Below are 17,441 nucleotides of genomic sequence, written 5' to 3'. Positions count from 1 at the left end.
GGCGAATGCCTATGGCCACCAATATTACCAATTACCAGTGCCCGGCCTGTACCGGCCCTTTACACTTTGGGACCGCGTCGGGAAAGCTGGAGTGCGAATACTGCGGCTTGTCCTTTGACGTAAAGGTCATTGAGCAGCTTTATGCGGACAAGGAGCAGGCGGCTGCCGCGCAGCCGGAGCAGGAAGCCTCTATGGGCGGCGGCGAGTGGAGCGAGGAGGAGGCCGCCCATCTGCGGGCCTATTCCTGCCCCTCCTGCGGGGCGGAGCTGATCTGCGACGATACCACGGCGGCTACGTCCTGCCCCTATTGCGGCAACCCTTCGGTAATTGCCGCCCAGTTTTCGGGCCACCTCAGGCCGGACTGCGTGATTCCCTTCCGCCTTGACAAAAGCGCCGCCGTGTCGGCGTTGGAGCGGTATTACAAGGGCAAGCGCTTTTTGCCCAAGTCCTTTGCCTCCGGGAACCACATTCAGGAAATTAAGGGCGTTTATGTCCCCTTCTGGTTGTTTGACGGCAAGTCGGACGGGAATCTGAACTTCCGGGGAACCAGAGTTCAGGTGTTTAGAAGGGGAAACGAGGAAGTCACTGTGACCGATCACTTCCGGGTGGTGCGGGAGGGCACCGTGGATTTCCAAAAGGTGCCTGTGGACGGCTCATCCAAAATGCCCGACGCGCATATGGACGCCATCGAACCCTTCGACTACGGGGAGTTGAAGGAGTTTTCCACCGCGTATCTGCCCGGCTTTCTGGCGGATAAGTACGATCAGGACTCCGCGGAGTGCAAGGATCGGGCCTATTCCCGCATCAAGGCCAGCACGGAAGACGCCCTTTCCGCCACGGCCCGGGGCTATGCCACATTGCGGCAGGAGAGCGGAACCGTCCGGCTACAAAATTGTAATGCAAAGTATGCCCTGCTGCCGGTGTGGATGCTGGCAACCCGATGGGAGGGGAAGGATTTCCTCTTTGCCATGAACGGCCAGACGGGAAAGCTGGTGGGCGACCTGCCCATGGATTGGGCGAAATTCTGGCTTTGGTTTTTCGGGATTTCTTTGCCGCTGATGGGTCTGCTGGGCCTGATTTTGCTGTGAGGGGGGCGGGAATATGAAAAAGACAGGACTCTTTCTGCTTTTGGTGCTTGCCCTGACATTCGCGCTGCCCCTGCCCGCCATGGCGGCGGAGCTGGACGCGGTGACGGACGCGGCGGGCCTTTTAACGGAGACGGAGCGCGGGGAGCTGAACGACCGGGCAGAGGAGCTTGCCAAGCAGTACCAATGCGCAGTGTACATTGTCATACTGGAAGACATGGAGGACATGGGCGGCAGCGATGCCTACGACCTTGCCACGGCTGTTTACACGGAGTATGACTTGGGCTACGGCGAGGAGAAGAGCGGGCTGCTGCTTCTTTTGAGCATGGCGGAGCGGGACTATGCCCTGATTGCTTACGGCTATGGAAACACCGCCTTTACCGACTACGGAAAGGACGTGCTGCTGGACGAGAATGTGCTTCCTCTTTTGGGAGAGGATGCGTATTACGAGGGCTTTTCCACCTATCTGGATACGGCGGGGGAGTATCTGGGTCTGGCGCGGGACGGGAAGCCCTTCGACGTGGAAAACGCCCCGGGATACGATGAAACGGAGGGCCGCTATGAAACGGGCAGCTCATACGCCACAAATGCCCGGCCCAAGTATGATGATGAGGAATTTGCCATCAGGCTGGGCGCGGTAATTTTGGTGCCGCTGCTGCTGGCGGGCGGAATTTGCCTGTACTGGAAACGGCAGATGAATACCGCTGTGTCCGCCCGAACTGCCGACCGCTACATTCCCTCAGACGGTTTTCATCTCACTGGTCAGCAGGATACCTTCCTCTACCGGACCGAGACGCGCCGCAGAATTGAAAATCATACCTCCGGGGGCGGACACGCTGGGGGGACTTCTATGCGTTCGGGCGGCTTCTCCGGCAGAAGCGGAAAATTCTGACCGGGTGGCGTGGGCGCCCGTTGTATCCCGGCTGGGTGGAGATGGTTGTCGCCGCCCGCGTCCGGAAAGAGGTTATTCACCCGCGGCAGTGCCGCTTACGGCGACGGAAGAAACAGTGTTCTTCCGTCGCCTGTTTTTCCATCTATATTATACCGAGTTTTAATAGTACCGAATAAAGGAGCGTTCATGAAAAAGGCACAGAGTATTTTTCTTCCAATTTTTCTCGTGGTTACAGTTCTCTTTTCCGGCTGTGCTCCGGCGGCGCGGCCTCTTTCCTTTACACTTTCGGATGTGCCGGAGTTTTCCGACCAGCCCTACGTTCTGCTGAACGACAACCTGCCGGCTTTCCCAGATACAGATTACGAAGAAACCTCTTTTGAGGAATACAGCCCCTTGGACCTTCTGGGCCGGTGCGGCCCGGCCTATGCCTCTGTAAGCCCGGACACTATGCCCACAGAACCCCGGGGTGAAATTGGGCAGGTGAAGCCCTCCGGCTGGCACACGGTGAAATACGACCTTGTGGACGGAAAATACCTCTATAACCGCTGCCACCTGCTGGGCTATCAGCTTACAGGGGAAAATGCCAACGAGGAAAATCTGATCACCGGAACCCGGTACATGAACGTGGAAGGGATGCTGCCCTTTGAAAACGAAGTGGCCGACTATGTGCGCGAAACGGGGAACCATGTGCTCTACCGGGTTACGCCTGTTTTCGAGGGAACCGAGCTTGTGGCAAGGGGCGTTCAGATGGAGGCCGAATCTGTGGAGGATGGCGGCAAGGGCGTGCAATTTAACGTGTACGTCTACAACGCCCAGCCCGGCGTTACCATTGACTATGCCACGGGGAACAGCTATCTGGCGGGCGAGGAGCCCTTGTCTTCCTCCGATACTTCGGAAGAGGAGAGCTATGTGCTCAACACAAAGTCTATGAAATTTCACCGCCCGGACTGCTCCGGCGTTCTCTCCATGAGCGAGAGCAACCGCCGGGACTATATCGGCAGCCGGGAAGATTTGATGGGGGAGGGCTATACCCCCTGCGGACAGTGCAAACCCTGAAGGCCGAAAAGGCACCGCCAGACAGGCGGTGCTTTTTTATCGCGCTAAGACTCAGCTGCCAAGGGTGACAAGGCGGCGCATACCGTTCAGGTCGCCGTCGCTCACCGGAGCGGAAAAGACCCCACCCAGCGCACCGGTAACGTCGCTCTGCACACGGGACATCTCCTCCATCGCTGCCGCCAGAGCGGAGCGAAACTCCTCCCCGGTCAGTATCTCGTCTCCCGGACGAACGGCTAAAATCGTGTCATAGTATTTCTCAGTAACGCCGATGACCGCGGTTTCGTCAAAAATCCCGTCGGGGCGCTGCAACTCTCCCTGCCAGAAGGACGCCAAATACGACCGTATGTCGGCGGGAATCACGGCCACGTCCGCATCTCCTGCGGCCAGAGCGGTCAGGAGATCTTGTCCGCTCCCACTTGGCAATGTGCATACGGCCTCCCCGGTCAGGTCAGAAAGGGTGTTCCCCTCATAGTGATCCGCAAGCCACAGGTCGGTCATGTTTGTTTCATCCGGGGTCAGAAGCCATCCGGCCCGATCAAGCTCATCCCAAGTCAGGGGGGTGTCCGACGCGGCCCGGTTTGTCAACTGAAGGCCATAGTCTGACGGGCCTGCCAGAATCAGATATCGCTGCCCGCCGGAGGCTGCTTCGCTGTGAACACTTTCCCCGCTTTTCCAGTCGGCAGGGTCGGAGCTGTCGGGCAGGCCGTCGTGCTCGTGTGCCGTCAGCAAAGGGACGGCGGACCCGCCCGCCTCCACAAAGGCATCTCCGGGCAGTATGGCCAAATCCACGCCGCCCTCCTCCAAAGCCTGAGCTGTGGCCGCCGGAGACGCGCCCACGGTGACCTCTACCGTGCCAGCTTCCACGCCGTGGTTGGCCAGCGCGGATTTCAAAGCCTGCGGAAGGGACTGCACGGCGTACATCAATGTGTCGGAAGAAAGTCCCTCCCGGCGGGTCAACTCCAGCCGCAGCGTTTCCAGCTTCAGCGGTTCGTCGGCGGAAGAAGAGGCGGACGAGAAAGCGGAGGTCGATCCGGGCCTCGCTTTGCAGGCGGACAGGCAGGATATCAGCAAAAGCGCCGCCAGCGCGACCGCAACGTTTTTCATGGCAATTTCCTCCAGATAAATCATAGGCTCGTTGGCTGCAAGGGTAGACATTTTTGGGGCTGTGTGGTATGATAACCGCATAATTTTTGTCAGTCAATTGTATCATCGGATCCAGCCGGATGCAAGGCCGGCGTCAGAAAGAACAGGAGGAAATGAAAATGTATCAGCGCTCAGAAAATTGCCATCGCGAGGATCAAAACATACGCGGAGGGAAGGGCTTAACCCACATCAAAGTTTTGGCAACACCAGATCAGATGTATGGCAAGGCCAGAATTTTCAACCACATGACCCTCGATCCGGGCTGCTCCTTCGGGTACCATGCTCACGAGCATGAGACGGAGTTTTACTACATTCTAAGCGGCGAGGCAATCTTTAGCGACAATGGCACGGAAGTGATTCTCCACACCGGAGACATTGCCGAAACCGGCGGCGGCGATGCTCACAGTCTGGAAAACCGCGGCGACGTGCCGGTGGAGCTGATTGCTCTGATCATCAACGAATAAGGCGCGCCTTTGTGAGCAAGCTGACCGATCAGCTCCGCGCCCACGGCGCGGACATGGACGGAGCCATGAATCGCCTTTTGGGCGATGAGGCGCTGTACGCCATGTGCTTCGACCTGTTTCTAGAGGACACGGCCTTTGCCACGCTGGGTGCCGCGCTGGATGCGGGGGACCGTGCCGCCGCGTTTGAGGCGGCCCATTCACTGAAGGGCGTGGCCGGGAATCTGGGCCTGACCCGGATTTACCGGCTCAGCGGTGAGCTGGTGGAACCGCTGCGCGGCTGCGCGGCGGCAGAGACGGATCTTCCGGGCCTGTACGCAGACCTGATGGAGGAGCGCGCCGTGCTGCGCCTTTTGACGGAGAAATAGATGGCCGCCTCTTTTGACAACGGGGCGGCGGGCCGCGCGTCAAGCAGCGCACAGGCGCAGGAAAAATAAAAAAGGCCGCTTAAGGGGCCTTGGTTTTTTGAAAATAAGCGGAGCGGAGGAACTTGAATCCTTCGCTCCGCGTTTGCTGTTTTCTGGCTTCGGAACGAAAAGCACCTTGGCTTTGTGAAAAGCTACGTCCCGCAGACACTATTTTGCATGATTTATGTGCACAAAATCCGAAAAGTCATTTGACTCTTTGGGGGAATATGCTATAATGATAAATGTGACAGATTTCTACCGATTTTGACCTGCCCGCGCCGAGGAACGGGCGGAGCAGGGCTTGCGGGCGCGGCGAACAGGGAAAGCCGCGCCCGAATGATATGAGAGGGAAGTGACCCGGATGGATCGTACAGCCTATGGGCATCTTAAAAAATGGAAAGAGCGGAAAACCCGCCGTCCGCTGATATTGCGGGGCCCCAGACAGGTTGGCAAGACTTGGCTGCTGCGGGAATTTGGCGAGAGGGAATATGCGCGGTGCGTATATGTGGATTTTGAAAGCAGAGTCCGGATTTCCGGTTTGTTTGACGAAAAGCCTTCGGTGGACCGGATTGTCACGGAGCTGGAGCTGTATGCCGGATACAAAATCGACCCGGCGGAGACGCTGCTGGTGTTTGACGAGATTCAGGCCATTCCGCAGGCGCTGGCCTGCCTGAAGTTGTTTGGGAAAGAGGCGCCGCAGTATCATGTTCTCTGCGGCAGCAGCGGTCTGGACGCGGCAATCCGAAGCGGCGCACCCTTCCCTGCGGAGTGGGTGGAGGTGCTGGATTTGCACCCTCTGTCTTTTTTCGAGTTTCTCCGTGCAGTGGGCCGGGAGGAGTACGTGGAGATGCTGCGGGAGTGCCGCTATGACTTGACCCCTAACTATCGTCAGGACTATATCCGATTTTTAAAATACTATTGCTTCGTGGGCGGTATGCCCGAAGCGGTCGGCGCCTTTGCGGCGGACCGCGATTTTTTTGCCGCCCGGGAGGCACAGATGCGCATTCTGTCCGTCTACGAGCAGAGTTTTTCAAAGTATGCGCCCATTGACGCGCTGTCTCGCATCCGGACGCTGTGGAGCAGCATTCCCCGGCAGCTAGACCGGGAGAACCGGAAATTTCTCTTTGGAGCTATGAAGGAAGGCGCCCGCGCCCGGGAGTTTGACGCCGCGCTGACGTGGCTGACGGACAACGGCCTTGCCCGGGACATCCATCGGGCAGAGGTGCCGGAGTCGCCGCTGGTGGCCAGCGAGGATGCCCGGGCGTTTAAGCTGTATCTTTCGGATGTGGGCCTGCTTGGCTGTATGCTTGGTCTTCGGCAAGACATGCTGCTGGAGGGCAACTCCGTGTTCCAAGCCTATCACGGGGCGCTGACGGAGCAGTACGCGCTCCAGCAGCTCGACAGCCTGAACCAGATGGTCGTGTGCTACTGGATGGCTCCCCGAGGTACCGCGGAGGTGGAGTTTCTGGTGGACAACGGGTTGGAGGCCATCCCCGTGGAGGTGGCGGTGGAGCAGAACCTCCAATCCAAAAAGCTGAAGGTTTTCCGGGAGCGGTTTTTGCCGCGGCAGACCATCCGCACTTCCCTTGCGGACTATCGCCGGGAACAGGGACTTTTGAACCTGCCCCTCTGGGCGATTGAGACGCTGTAAAGTACAGATGGCGGCTGCACGGGGATGCCCGGTAAAAATGAAGTACGCTTTGGCAAATCAATTGCCGAAGCGTACTTTTTTTCGTAAAGCCGATGGGCTCCCATGAGATGGGGGCTCAAAGGTCCCATTGCTGTCCCATCCGCTCCACCGGGAGCAGGGTTTCCGCCCATTGAGGATGTTCTTCCAAAAAGCGCTGCGTGGGACTGAAATCTTTCCACTGATGCATGGGAATCAGCCGCTGAACTTCCGCCAGCTTCAAGAGATAGCAAAGGCCCCAGTCGGCGGCCTTTCCCTGACGGGGGTCCAAGGGGGCGAAGGCCAAGTCAATGCGCCGTCCCCGGAGAGGCTCAATATACCGCTTAAAGTCGGCCTCCATATTCCGGTTCCAGTCCCCCGGCTCTTCTTCCCAGTGCCACCAATTCAGATCTCCGGCGTGGTAAAGGGTTTTCCCCTCACAGGCGATGATCAGCGCAACGCCCTCGTCGGTAGAGGGCAAAGTTTCCACCGTGACGCCGTGGGGCAGCTCCATGTGTTCGTTTCCGTCCAACACGGCGCACTTTTCCGCCGTTTCGGGAGAGAGCCCCCATTTTTCCCGGTTTTCGGCGGAAAGTTCGATGCCGCTCCCCAGCAGGAAGCGGACCTCGCGGCTCCCGTCGTCCAGAGAGAAAATTTTTGAGGTAAAGTGGTCGCCGTGGGCATGGCTTGCAAAGCAGAACAGAGGCTTGTCCAAAAGGGGCGGCAGTTCGCCTTTCCACCAGTCAAACAGGAGATAAACGCCGTCCAGCTCCACAAGAAAGCCACTGTGCGCCAAAAATGTGATACGCATTATCTGAATTTTACCGCCGTGCCGTAGGCCACAACCTCAGCCGCGCTTTGCATCACGGAAGAGGATGCGTACCGCAGGCCCACCACCGCGTCCGCGCCCAAATGCTCCGCCTCGTCCATCATGCGCTTTGTGGCAATGGCCCGGGCCTCGTCCAGCATGTCCGTGTAGCTTTTGATCTCGCCGCCCACCAGCGTTTTCATCCCGGCCATAAAATCGTGGCCGAAGTTTTTGCTGAATACCACTGCACCCTTCACTGCTTCCAAGGCTTCCAGATCCCGTCCGGGAATCGTCTCAATCGTAACCAGTTTCATTTGTAATTCCTCCTGTCATTTTCTGTGTGTATGCGCCGCCCGCATCGGTCCAAAGTCAATAGCGCTTCGCGTCTTCTTCTTCTCCCTGGCCAAGCTCCCGCAGGCGCTGAATCAATGCCCAAATCACGCCTACAATCACCGCCGCCGGAAGCGCCAACAGCAGCGCCGCCACCGGCGCAGGCGGAATGCCCGCCGGGTCCGTTTCAAAGACCCAGACCATTAGCCAAATCATGCCCAGCATCAGCACCGCCATGAAAACCGCGCAGGCAATGGGAGCGAGGTAACGCCCGGGGCCGCCTCTTTTTCTCCAATTCATAAAATCATCCTCCTGCCCCGACCACGCATAAGAAGCTTCCGAAAAATTTAAAAAAGGGATATCCCCATGCAGCGAAATATGCTATACTTGGAGCATGGTTCCTCCTGAAGGACGGAGCCTTGAAATTTACTTTTCAGGAGTACAGTATATCATGCCCCGTACCCATCTGACAACTCTATCGGATATTGTTTCCCCGCTTCTTTTTTGGTATCGTGCGAATGCCCGGGACCTGCCTTGGCGAAACACCCGGGACCCTTACCGCATTTGGGTGTCGGAGGTGATGCTCCAGCAGACACGGGTTGCGGCGGTGCTGGGGTATTATGCGCGGTTTCTCGCTGCGTTTCCCACGGTGGAGGCGCTGGCGGACGCGTCCGAAGAGACGCTTCTCAAGCAATGGGAAGGCCTTGGCTATTACAGTCGGGCAAGAAATTTGCAACGGGCGGCGCGACTGGTGGCCATGACCGAGGAGGGGCGCTTTCCCAATACCTATGACGGACTTCTTGCCTTGCCGGGGATCGGGGACTACACAGCCTCTGCTGTGGCTTCGGCGGCCTTTGGACTGCGGGAACCGGCGGTGGACGGCAACGTACTCCGGGTGTTTACCCGGCTGACGGACTGTCATGACGACATTGCCGATTCCGGGACGAAAAGAGCCGTTCGGGAACAAATTGGCGCTTTGATGCCCCGCGATTCGGAGGACATCCGCATTTTCAATCAGGCGCTGATGGAGTTGGGGGCCGTGGTCTGCGTGCCGAATGGCCTGCCAAAATGCGCACAGTGCCCTCTTATGGCGCGCTGCCTTGGTCGAAGCCGGGGAACAGCGGAGCGTTTGCCGGTAAAGTCCCCCAAAAAGGCCCGGCGGATTGAGGAAAAAACCGTGTTTCTTTTCCTGCGGGGCGGAGAGATTGCTCTGCGCAAGCGGCCCGAGGGCGGTCTGCTGGCGGGGCTGTGGGAGTTTCCCAACGGAGAGGGCGCGCTGGACGAGACGGCGGCGGCCGATCTATGCGCCCACTGGATGCTTTCTCCCCGGGCGTGGAAGCGCCGATTGACGGCGAAGCATATTTTTACCCATGTGGAGTGGCATATGACGTGTTATGTGTTGGAGGTTTCTGGGAGCGGACCGGAGGACTTTTTATGGGCGGGCCGATTGGCGCTGGACCGGCTGGCTGTGCCATCGGCTTTCATCCGAATGAAGGAAGAGGCAAGAACCGCACTGGAGGAATACCATGGTGAAAAACAGCTTGAAGGAGGTCCTTCCCATGAGCTTGACGGTGGAGCTGGCATATGACTGTCAGGACGAGACTTGTTCGCTGTTTCAGGAATATACGGAGATGCTGGTGCGGGAGAGTCCATCCGTTGCGGACTATCTGAACCTCCAGCACTACGACGCCGAGCTTCACGACCTTGAAAGCAAATATGGCCTACCGGATGGGCGGGTGTATCTTGCGCGGGTGGACGGCGCTGCGGTGGGGTGCGCCGCGCTGCGAAAACTGGACGACACCCGCTGTGAGCTGAAGCGGATGTATGTCCGTCCACAATATCGCGGGCAGAAAATTTCCGGGGTGCTGCTGGACCGGCTTCTGGCGGACGCGAGGGAGATCGGTTATCAAAAAATGCTGCTGGACACCTTGCCGTTTTTGACACAGGCCATCACCATGTACCGGCGGCGGGGATTTCAGAATATTCCTTGCTATAACGACAGCCCCCTGCCGGAAACGATTTATATGGAGCTGGAGCTGTAAGTCTCAAAAGCCCGATTTTAAAACGCAAGCGGAAAGCGAGGTACTGCAGGTATGTTATTGACATTGGAATTGGCCTATGAACAGCCGGAGGTCATGCGCACCATGATTCAGGAATATGTGGATACGCTGATTCTGGCGGTGCCGCCCTTCGCCTCTTATTTGCAGGTGCAGCACTGCGATGCGGAGCTTGCAAACCTGCGCCAGAAATACGGCAAGCCGGACGGGCGGCTGTATCTCGTCCGGGTGGACGGAACGCCAGCGGGCTGCGTGGCCCTGCGGCGGCTGGATGGGGAGAGCTGCGAGGTGAAGCGGCTGTATGTCCGCCCCCGATTCCGGAAGAAGGGTGCGGGCAGGGAGATGATGGAACGGCTGATTTCCGACGCCCGGGAAATTGGGTACCGACAGATGAAGCTGGACACTCTGCCCATGCTGCCCGACGCGCTCCGCCTGTTCCGCGCGCTGGGGTTTCAGGAGATTCCCCGGTATAACGACAGTCCGCTGCCGGGAACCATTTTCATGCAGCTTACGCTGTAACATCGTCAAAGGAGGCACTACCATGGCTTTTTGGAACCGGGATGAGGAAAGCGATTGGGAAAAGCACCAGAGAGCGAGGCAAAAAGAGGCGGATAAGGGGGAAAAGCCTACCGCCTCCGATGAATTTAAGGCATATTTCAAGGCCGTCCGTCAGGGCTTGGGAGCGGAGGATGGCTATGTACAGCAGCCGGGAGAGAAGGACACGCCCTTGAAAACCTTCCTGTCCCGCCTAAGTCGGGACAAGCCGGAGGAGGATCAGGGCCCGCCGGAGAAATGCCCGTGGTGCGGGGGCGATATGATCAAGGGCTATCTGTGGGGTGGTCGGGGCGTGTACTGGCAGAAGAAAAAACCCGGCTTTTTCTCCAACGGTTTTTCTGTGGAAACTGTGGACGTGTCCGAGTCGAGTGACTTGGGCAGCATGGGATATAAAACTATGTGGCACTGCGAGGCCTGCCGCAAAATGGTGACTGACATCCGGGACCTAAATCCACCGCTGGGCGAGAGAAAGCCGGAGGAGCATTCCCTTTCTTGCGACGAGCAGATCAGCGTGGCGGAGCACGGGGACGGCGAAGCGGAAGCTACGGCGAACGAAACGAAGGAAGAGAACTAAACGAAACGGAAGAGACATAAGAGGGAGAAAACAACTGCATGGCACAGCTATACTTTAAATACGGGGCCATGGGCTCCAGCAAAACGGCAAACGCACTGATGACCCGCTTCAACTATGAGGAGCGGGGGCAGCAGGTGCTTCTGGTGAAGCCCCGGCTGGACCTGCGGGACGGGGACCATATGGTGTCCTCCCGCATCGGTCTGAAATACCCCTGCATCTACTTTGATGAGATGCAGCAAATCAACCCCATGGAATTGCAGCAAAACGCCTGCATCATTGTAGACGAGGCCCAGTTTCTCACCAAGGAGGAGGTGGACTACCTCGTCTCTCTGGTGGACGACGCGGGGATTCCCGTCATCTGCTATGGTCTGCGGGCGGACTTTAAGGGCGACCTGTTTCCCGGCAGCGAGGAGCTGCTGGTGATGGCGGATAAAATCGAAGAGGTGAAAACCATCTGCTGGTGCGGCAAAAAAGCCTCCTTTAACGCCCGGTTTGACAAAAGTGGCCGGGTGCTGAAGGAGGGGGCGCAGGTGGTGCTGGGAGCCAACGACCAGTACATTGGCCTGTGCCGTAAACACTGGCGGGAAGGGAACCTTGGCCCCGATTTCAAGGTGGAGCAGCCGTGATTTGCAGCATTTGTCCCCGGAACTGCGGGGCAGAGCGAACGGAGACGGTTTCGGGCGGGGTGTGCCAAATGCCGCTGACCCCTGTGGCGGCGAAGGCCATGCTTCATTTATGGGAGGAGCCGTGCCTTGTGGGGGACCGGGGCGCGGGCTGCGTCTTTTTCTCCGGCTGCAATCTGCGGTGCAGCTTTTGCCAGAACGGAAGGATCTCCCAAGAGGACTGCGGAAAGCCCGTGAGCGTTTCCCGCCTGCGGGAGATTTACGAAGAGCTGATTGCAGAGGGCGCAGCGTGTATCGACCTTGTAACTCCCACCCACTTTACACTCGCTGTGGCCGAATCGCTGGACCGGCCTCTGCTGGTTCCCGTAGTATGGAACTCCGGCGGCTATGAAAAGCCGGAGACGCTGGGGATGCTGGAGGGAAAGGTGCAGATTTACCTGCCGGATTTGAAGTATGCGCTGACCGGCCCCGCGAAGGGATACTCCGGCGCGGAGGATTATTTCTACTGGGCCAAGGCCGCAATATTGGAGATGTTCCGCCAGACGGGGCCGTACCAAATGGAAAATGGGCGGCTGAAATCCGGGGTTTTGATCCGTCATTTGGTGCTTCCGGGGGAACTGGAAAACACCCGCCGGGTGCTGGACTGGGTGTCGTCCACCTTTCGACCCGGGGAAGTGCTGTTCTCGCTGATGGCTCAGTACACGCCCCAGCCAGGGGCGAAGGGGGTCCTTGCCCGCCGGGTGACAAGGGCGGAATATACTGCCGCCGCGCAGTATATGGAAAACTGCGGGATTACCGACGGCTATGTGCAGGAGCGTACCTCCGCCAAGGAGGAATACACGCCGGACTTTGACCTTTCCGGCATCTGAGACGATTGCCCTCAACACGCTGAAAGCACGTCCTGTGCCTCACTGGGTGGTACGGCCCATGTTGCTTAAGACGGTATCTAATTAAAAGGCCCGCCTGTCCGGTAAAAACCGGACAGGCGGGCCTTAACTTAGCGTGGAAGTGGAATGCTACCTGCAAGCACAGCGTCAAACAGCGCGGCGCTATTTTCCCTGCCGATATCCCATGACGCTGGAAATTTGGCCCGTGGTGGTCTGCGTGAGAAGCAAAGCGTCTCGAAATTCCCGGGACTGGGCTTTGTAGAACATGCCGATGATGCCCACGGCGTATTTCACCTGACCCGAGGCATCCCGAATGGGCGCGGACACCGACCCCAGCCCGATTTTATACTCCCCATCCTCCACGGCATAGCCCTGCCGCCGGGCCGCGTCCAAATCCTTTGCAAGGTCCTTCCATGTGACAGGCGTGTGGGGCGTATAAGCGGAAAGGGGTTGGAGCTTCAGGATGCGCATGGCCTCGGATTCCGGCATGGCGGCGAGAAACACCTTGCCCTGCGAGGTGCAGTGAAGCGGCAGGCGGGTTCCCACCTCGGACACCACCCGCAGCGCCGCCCGGCTTTGAACCTGGTCGATGGTGATGGCCTCGTTTCGGTTCAACACGGACAAAAAGACCGACTCGCCGGTTTTGGACGTCAGATGCTGCAAAAAGGGCCGGGCCAGCTCCGAAATGTTCCACCCAGCGCTGACGGCGCAGCCGTATTCAAACAGGCGGACGCCCAAAAAGTATCGCCCGTCGGGCTGCTGCTCCACCGCGGAAGACTCACGCATGGAAGAGAGCAGGCCGTATACAGTGCTCTTGGGCCAGCCGGAGCGTTCACTCAGCTCCGCGAGACTTAAAGAAGCCTTCGCCTCGGACAGAATGCCCGGCAGGCGAAATGCCTTTACGACAGACAAAACCAGCTTGCTTTCCCCTGGCATGGCGGCGTCCTCCTTCCGCGGTTTTAAAAGTTGTGTTGCCGAAATTATAACAAATACACGGGACAAGTACAACTGGAATTTGATGATAACGACTGGATATTTGATATTGCCGAATTTACTTCTTGCAATTGCTAAAAGATTTGAAAGGTGTCGTTGAAATTACCCCACCGGGTGGGGAGATTTTATAAAACGGACGGAGGGGGCGGCTTATTCCCTTGCCAGAGAGAGAGGATAATGGTAAAATGGCAGAATAAAAGCAATTCATGAAATGAAAGATGAGGATGAACAGCGAATGCCGGAGGAGAACGGGAGCTGCGTGCTGGGGGACCAGCTTCATAAGGGAATGACCGTCCGGGGCGTATTTGAGCTGTGGCTGGCTGCGGTCCGCAAAGAGGTGAACGCCGCTTCTTATGCGAACTACGAGCGGATTGTCCGACGGCATATTTTGCCGTGTCTGGGAGAAGCGGTGGTGGACTATCTGACCGTGGCGGACATCCGTGATTTTTTGGACGAGCGGCTGCGCAGCGGACGGATGGATGGGAAAGGCGGACTGTCCCGAAAGACCGTGGCGGATATTTCCCGTGTGCTGAACGCGGGACTGAAGCTTGTCAACTGGGATCCCGATTTATCCCATGGCGGAAGGGTGTTTGTGAAGTCCATGCACCCCAAGCGGGACACGGATACGCTGACGGACCGTCAGGTTGCGGCCTTAACAGAATACCTGACGGAAAATCTGGACCGCAGCAATGCGGGCTTTCTGCTGTGCCTTTACACGGGAATCAAGCTCAGCGAAATCTGTGCGCTGAGGGATTCTGATTTTCTGCTGGAGGAGGACCGGCTTCAGGTGCGCCGCACCCTTCAGCGGGTCACCATGCGGCAGAGCTACGGCGACCCGGACGGCGCCGAGGGGCGGCAGGACACTGTTGCGTATGACCCAGGGGACAGCGGATACCGCGATCTGGCGCTGGCCACCAGACTGTCCATGCTGCTGTGGACGCTGCTGAGGTGCGGAGACGGGACGGCATACTTTCTGACGGGAACCGACGACCAGCCGCTGGGACCGCGTACCTATCAGTATCGCTTTCAGAGCATGCTCTCAAGCTGCGGCCTGCCACAAACCGTGAATTTTCATATGCTCCGCCATACCTTTGCCCTGATGTGGATGAGCAGCGGCGGGGAGCTTGGGGCGCTTAGCCGCGCGCTGGGACACGGCTCTGTAAAGACCACGCAGGCCCGCTATGAGGGCCTGCTTCAAACGGTGGAGCCGATCGCGCCCGACCATGCGAAGCTGATTTGCCCAAACACCGTAAGATAGACGGCAGGTACCCGGTATGCGCCGCACCTTAGAAATATACGCAGCTATAACTTGACAAAACAGGCGCCGAGAATGCTCTCGGCGCCTGTTTCTTATTATACAGGAGGGGAACCCAATTGCCGGGCCAGTGTGTGCCCCTCTTATCTGCGGGAAAGCGGCAAATTCAACAAGCGTCCAAAAATGCTGCGCATAAGGCAATCATGCTTCCCCTATCATCCTTAGCTCTCGTAGCGCTTGGGGTCCTTGGGCAGGAAAATCTCCAGAATGAGCCCCACAACGAACACGCCCGCCACCATGTTGTTTGCGAAGATTTCGCCGACCATGCTTGGCATGTAATCAAAGAAACCGTCCACCTGTGTCACGCCCACGCCAAGACAAAGGGACGTTGCAGTAATCAGGGTGTTGCGGTTGCTCATGCCTGCCTCATGCATCATCTTGATGCCGGACATCATAATGGAACCAAACATGATGACGGTGCAGCCGCCCAGTACGCAAGCCGGAAGCGTGGTGAAAAACGCGCCGATGGGGGGAAACAGGCCGCCGAGAATCATCGCCAGCGCACCGAACATGATGCAGAAGCGATTCACCACATGGGTCATGGAGATCAGTCCCACATTCTGGCTGAAGGAGGTGATCGGCGAGCAGCCGAACACGCCGCCGGAAACCGCGGAAATAAATCCGTCCACGCATAAGGAGCCGGAAACCTCCTTGGCGGTGATGTCGCGGCCAAGACCGCCGGTACAGGTGGCCGTGGTGTCGCCGATGGTTTCCACGGCGGAGACAATGAATACAAGACAGAAGGAGATGATGGAGCCGATTTCAAACTGCGGCTTGAACGCCACCAACTGCGGAACGGCAACCACGCCGAGGGACTGCACGGTGGAGGACATTGTGCCGAAATCCACCATGCCGAAGAAAATAGAGACGATGTAGCCCACCAGCATACCAAACAGAACATAGAGCTGCTTGGCGATTCCTTTTAGCGAGGTGTGGAAGATGAATGCGGAGGTAAGGGTAATCACCGCCACAAGCAAATTCTGCCAGGAGCCCAGCGGGTAAGCGGAGGAAGAGGCAAAGGAGGAAACGCCCACACTTAGGATACTCAGGCCGATGGAAACCACCACGCAGGCGGAGAGAATCGGCGTAATAATTTTGCGCCAGTATTTTGCCGTCAGGCCAAGAACGCCCTCAAAGCAACCGCCCACGATAATGGAGCCGACCATGATGCCGTAGTCCTTAGACGCTGCCGACAGACAGGCCGCAAGGAAAGTAAAGCTAAGACCCATGACGACCGGAAGGCCGGAGCCAAGGAATCCGATGGGATAAAGCTGCACCATGGTTCCGATTCCGGCGATAATCATGCAGTTTTGAATCAGGCGCGCCGTTTCTACCGCGGTAAAGGGCTGTCCATTGTACACTGCGACGGATGCGATAATGATGAGCGGTGTCACATTTGCCACAAACATGGCAAGCACATGCTGTAGGCCGAAGGGAATTGCTTTGCCGATGGGGACCCGGCCGTCCAGGCGGTAGACATTCTCTACACTGACGTCCTCCGAGCGCGAAATTTTCATCATCTAACAAGCTCCTTTTATTTTTTTGCCAAACCGAAAAATCGGCGGAATGCCGCAAATACGAAAAGGGAAACAAAAGTTATTTGTAACATTCCAATAAATTGGCCTTTGATTAGTATAGAAGGTTGACCTTTAAAATGCAATACTTTTTGTTAGATATAAAAAATATTTTTTATTTTGGCTTCCTGCGCTCTGTCAAACAAGAGATCCGGAAAAAGAAGAAAGCGGTACGGATAAAACACCGGCAGGCCGACGTGACGAACGTCGGCCTGCCGGTGCCGAGCTGTTAGCTGCGCAGCGTGGCGCGCAGGCGGTTGGGTTTTAGCAGCAGATCCAGCGCGTCCAGCGGGGAAGACACCAATACGTCGGCGTGAGACAGCAGGGCGGGGCACAAACCCTCCCGCTCCAAAACGGCAACGCGCAGCGCCGCCGCGTCAAACATCTGGATATCATTGAAGCCGTTGCCGATACACAGGATTCCTCCGTCCATCCCCCGGACAATAGATTCCTTGCACAGGGCGGCCCCCGCCTGAGCGAAGGTCTGCACGGCAATGCCCAGCGGCTCACACTGGGCGCGGACGGTTCCATAGGTGTCCGCCGTGAGCACGGTGACGGTGACAAACTCCCGCAGCTTTTCGATGCGCTCGGCGATGCCGGGCAAAAGCGCCCCGTCCACGGCAATCGTGCCGTTGTAGTCCAGAACCACGTGGTTAATTTCAACCGGCGCTCGGCCGGGAATTTCAATGTTCAGCATAATGCTCCTTTCAACTCAGCCGTAAATCCCGCTTAAAAAGGCTTTGGTTTCCTCCTGCCGGGGCTGGAGAAACAGCGCGTCCTTTTCTCCGAATTCCACCAGCCTTCCGTTATTGAAGAAGGCTGTATAGTCGGCAATCCGGCGGGCCTGGGCGATATTGTGGGTGACAAGAATAATGGTGTAGGTTTCCCTCAGCTTTAAAAGCATGGCCTCGATTGCCTCGATGCTTTTGACGTCCAGCGCAGAGCAAGGCTCGTCCAGCAGCAAAACCTCCGGCTCTGCCGTCAGCGCCCGGGCGATGCACAGGCGCTGCTGCTG

General features: G+C 57.6%; 21 protein-coding genes. 13 read left to right on the top strand and 8 right to left on the bottom strand.

What is annotated here, in order from left to right; all coding sequences use genetic code 11:
• Window positions 1–11 precede the first annotated feature (11 nt).
• From B2W96_RS10160 to B2W96_RS10150, 3 genes are all read left to right on the top strand, one after another.
• Window positions 12–1,088 carry a Trm112 family protein gene (locus B2W96_RS10160; protein ID WP_293010179.1) on the top strand — a complete coding sequence of 359 codons (1,077 nt, stop codon included), beginning with the start codon at window positions 12–14 and terminating at the stop codon, window positions 1,086–1,088.
• A gap of 13 nt (window positions 1,089–1,101) precedes the next feature.
• Window positions 1,102–1,977, top strand: coding sequence for a TPM domain-containing protein (locus B2W96_RS10155; protein WP_293010178.1), 876 nt, complete (start codon window positions 1,102–1,104; stop codon window positions 1,975–1,977).
• A gap of 186 nt (window positions 1,978–2,163) precedes the next feature.
• A complete protein-coding gene (locus tag B2W96_RS10150; protein ID WP_293010177.1) occupies window positions 2,164–3,033 on the top strand; it encodes a DNA/RNA non-specific endonuclease in 870 nt (289 codons plus the stop codon).
• Window positions 3,034–3,084: 51 nt separating this feature from the next.
• On the opposite strand, the gene B2W96_RS10145 is transcribed toward B2W96_RS10150, so the two are convergent.
• Window positions 3,085–4,137: a PhnD/SsuA/transferrin family substrate-binding protein gene (locus B2W96_RS10145; protein ID WP_293010176.1), complete on the bottom strand. Its 1,053-nt coding sequence runs from the start codon at window positions 4,135–4,137 to the stop codon at window positions 3,085–3,087.
• A 158-nt stretch (window positions 4,138–4,295) separates the two neighbouring features.
• Between B2W96_RS10145 and B2W96_RS10140 the strand changes: the two genes are divergently transcribed.
• From B2W96_RS10140 to B2W96_RS10130, 3 genes are all read left to right on the top strand, one after another.
• A complete protein-coding gene (locus B2W96_RS10140; RefSeq protein ID WP_293010175.1) occupies window positions 4,296–4,640 on the top strand; it encodes a cupin domain-containing protein in 345 nt (114 codons plus the stop codon).
• Window positions 4,641–4,651: 11 nt separating this feature from the next.
• Window positions 4,652–5,005, top strand: a complete 354-nt coding sequence (locus B2W96_RS10135) for an Hpt domain-containing protein (RefSeq protein ID WP_293010174.1) — start codon at window positions 4,652–4,654, stop codon at window positions 5,003–5,005.
• Between the two features lie 400 nt (window positions 5,006–5,405).
• Complete coding sequence (locus B2W96_RS10130; protein ID WP_293010173.1) at window positions 5,406–6,695, top strand: ATP-binding protein; 1,290 nt, start codon at window positions 5,406–5,408, stop codon at window positions 6,693–6,695.
• Between the two features lie 115 nt (window positions 6,696–6,810).
• Here B2W96_RS10130 and B2W96_RS10125 read toward each other — a convergent pair whose 3' ends face one another.
• From B2W96_RS10125 to B2W96_RS10115, 3 genes are read right to left on the bottom strand one after another with little or no spacing between them, the layout of a single operon-like run.
• A complete protein-coding gene (locus tag B2W96_RS10125) occupies window positions 6,811–7,521 on the bottom strand; it encodes an MBL fold metallo-hydrolase (RefSeq protein ID WP_293010172.1) in 711 nt (236 codons plus the stop codon).
• Window positions 7,521–7,832, bottom strand: coding sequence for a YbjQ family protein (locus B2W96_RS10120; RefSeq protein WP_293010171.1), 312 nt, complete (start codon window positions 7,830–7,832; stop codon window positions 7,521–7,523). The genes B2W96_RS10125 and B2W96_RS10120 overlap by 1 nt, the downstream gene beginning before the upstream one ends.
• Window positions 7,833–7,887: 55 nt before the next feature.
• Complete coding sequence (locus B2W96_RS10115; protein WP_293010170.1) at window positions 7,888–8,148, bottom strand: hypothetical protein; 261 nt, start codon at window positions 8,146–8,148, stop codon at window positions 7,888–7,890.
• 151 nt (window positions 8,149–8,299) lie between these two features.
• Here B2W96_RS10115 and mutY point away from each other — a divergent pair, with 151 nt between their 5' ends.
• Genes mutY through B2W96_RS10085 form a run of 6 tightly spaced genes read left to right on the top strand, consistent with a single transcriptional unit; the run spans window position 8,300 to window position 12,526 of the window.
• Window positions 8,300–9,436, top strand: a complete 1,137-nt coding sequence (gene mutY / locus B2W96_RS10110; RefSeq protein ID WP_293010169.1) for an A/G-specific adenine glycosylase — start codon at window positions 8,300–8,302, stop codon at window positions 9,434–9,436.
• Window positions 9,408–9,890: a GNAT family N-acetyltransferase gene (locus B2W96_RS10105; protein ID WP_293010168.1), complete on the top strand. Its 483-nt coding sequence runs from the start codon at window positions 9,408–9,410 to the stop codon at window positions 9,888–9,890. Before mutY ends, B2W96_RS10105 begins: the two co-directional genes overlap by 29 nt.
• A 51-nt stretch (window positions 9,891–9,941) precedes the next feature.
• Entirely contained in the window at window positions 9,942–10,424 is a 483-nt protein-coding gene (locus B2W96_RS10100; RefSeq protein ID WP_293010167.1) for a GNAT family N-acetyltransferase, read from the top strand.
• Between the two features lie 22 nt (window positions 10,425–10,446).
• Window positions 10,447–11,034: a PF20097 family protein gene (locus B2W96_RS10095; RefSeq protein WP_293010166.1), complete on the top strand. Its 588-nt coding sequence runs from the start codon at window positions 10,447–10,449 to the stop codon at window positions 11,032–11,034.
• 38 nt (window positions 11,035–11,072) lie between these two features.
• The gene (locus B2W96_RS10090; protein ID WP_293010165.1) at window positions 11,073–11,660 is read left to right on the top strand and encodes a thymidine kinase; all 588 of its coding nucleotides are present in this window, start codon (window positions 11,073–11,075) and stop codon (window positions 11,658–11,660) included.
• Complete coding sequence (locus B2W96_RS10085) at window positions 11,657–12,526, top strand: 4Fe-4S cluster-binding domain-containing protein (protein ID WP_293010164.1); 870 nt, start codon at window positions 11,657–11,659, stop codon at window positions 12,524–12,526. The genes B2W96_RS10090 and B2W96_RS10085 overlap by 4 nt, the downstream gene beginning before the upstream one ends.
• A gap of 180 nt (window positions 12,527–12,706) precedes the next feature.
• On the opposite strand, the gene B2W96_RS10080 is transcribed toward B2W96_RS10085, so the two are convergent.
• Window positions 12,707–13,480 (bottom strand): IclR family transcriptional regulator, encoded by a 774-nt coding sequence (locus tag B2W96_RS10080; RefSeq protein ID WP_293010163.1) that lies wholly within the window; start codon window positions 13,478–13,480, stop codon window positions 12,707–12,709.
• Between the two features lie 292 nt (window positions 13,481–13,772).
• On the opposite strand from B2W96_RS10080, the gene B2W96_RS10075 reads away from it, so the two are divergent.
• Window positions 13,773–14,795 carry a tyrosine-type recombinase/integrase gene (locus tag B2W96_RS10075; protein WP_293010162.1) on the top strand — a complete coding sequence of 341 codons (1,023 nt, stop codon included), beginning with the start codon at window positions 13,773–13,775 and terminating at the stop codon, window positions 14,793–14,795.
• Window positions 14,796–15,013: 218 nt separating this feature from the next.
• Here the strand turns inward: B2W96_RS10075 and B2W96_RS10070 are convergent, their stop codons facing one another.
• From B2W96_RS10070 to B2W96_RS10060, 3 genes are all read right to left on the bottom strand, one after another.
• Window positions 15,014–16,372: a uracil-xanthine permease family protein gene (locus B2W96_RS10070; RefSeq protein WP_293010161.1), complete on the bottom strand. Its 1,359-nt coding sequence runs from the start codon at window positions 16,370–16,372 to the stop codon at window positions 15,014–15,016.
• 283 nt (window positions 16,373–16,655) lie between these two features.
• Window positions 16,656–17,123, bottom strand: coding sequence for an HAD family hydrolase (locus tag B2W96_RS10065; RefSeq protein WP_293010160.1), 468 nt, complete (start codon window positions 17,121–17,123; stop codon window positions 16,656–16,658).
• Between the two features lie 15 nt (window positions 17,124–17,138).
• Window positions 17,139–17,441, bottom strand: a 303-nt coding sequence (locus tag B2W96_RS10060) for an ATP-binding cassette domain-containing protein (protein ID WP_293010159.1), incomplete at its 5' end; no start/stop codon positions are given.

This window comes from Oscillibacter sp. UBA6647, assembly GCA_002455655.1.
GTDB lineage: Bacteria > Bacillota > Clostridia > Oscillospirales > Oscillospiraceae > Oscillibacter.
This window is presented reverse-complemented; position numbering and strand designations above follow the sequence as displayed.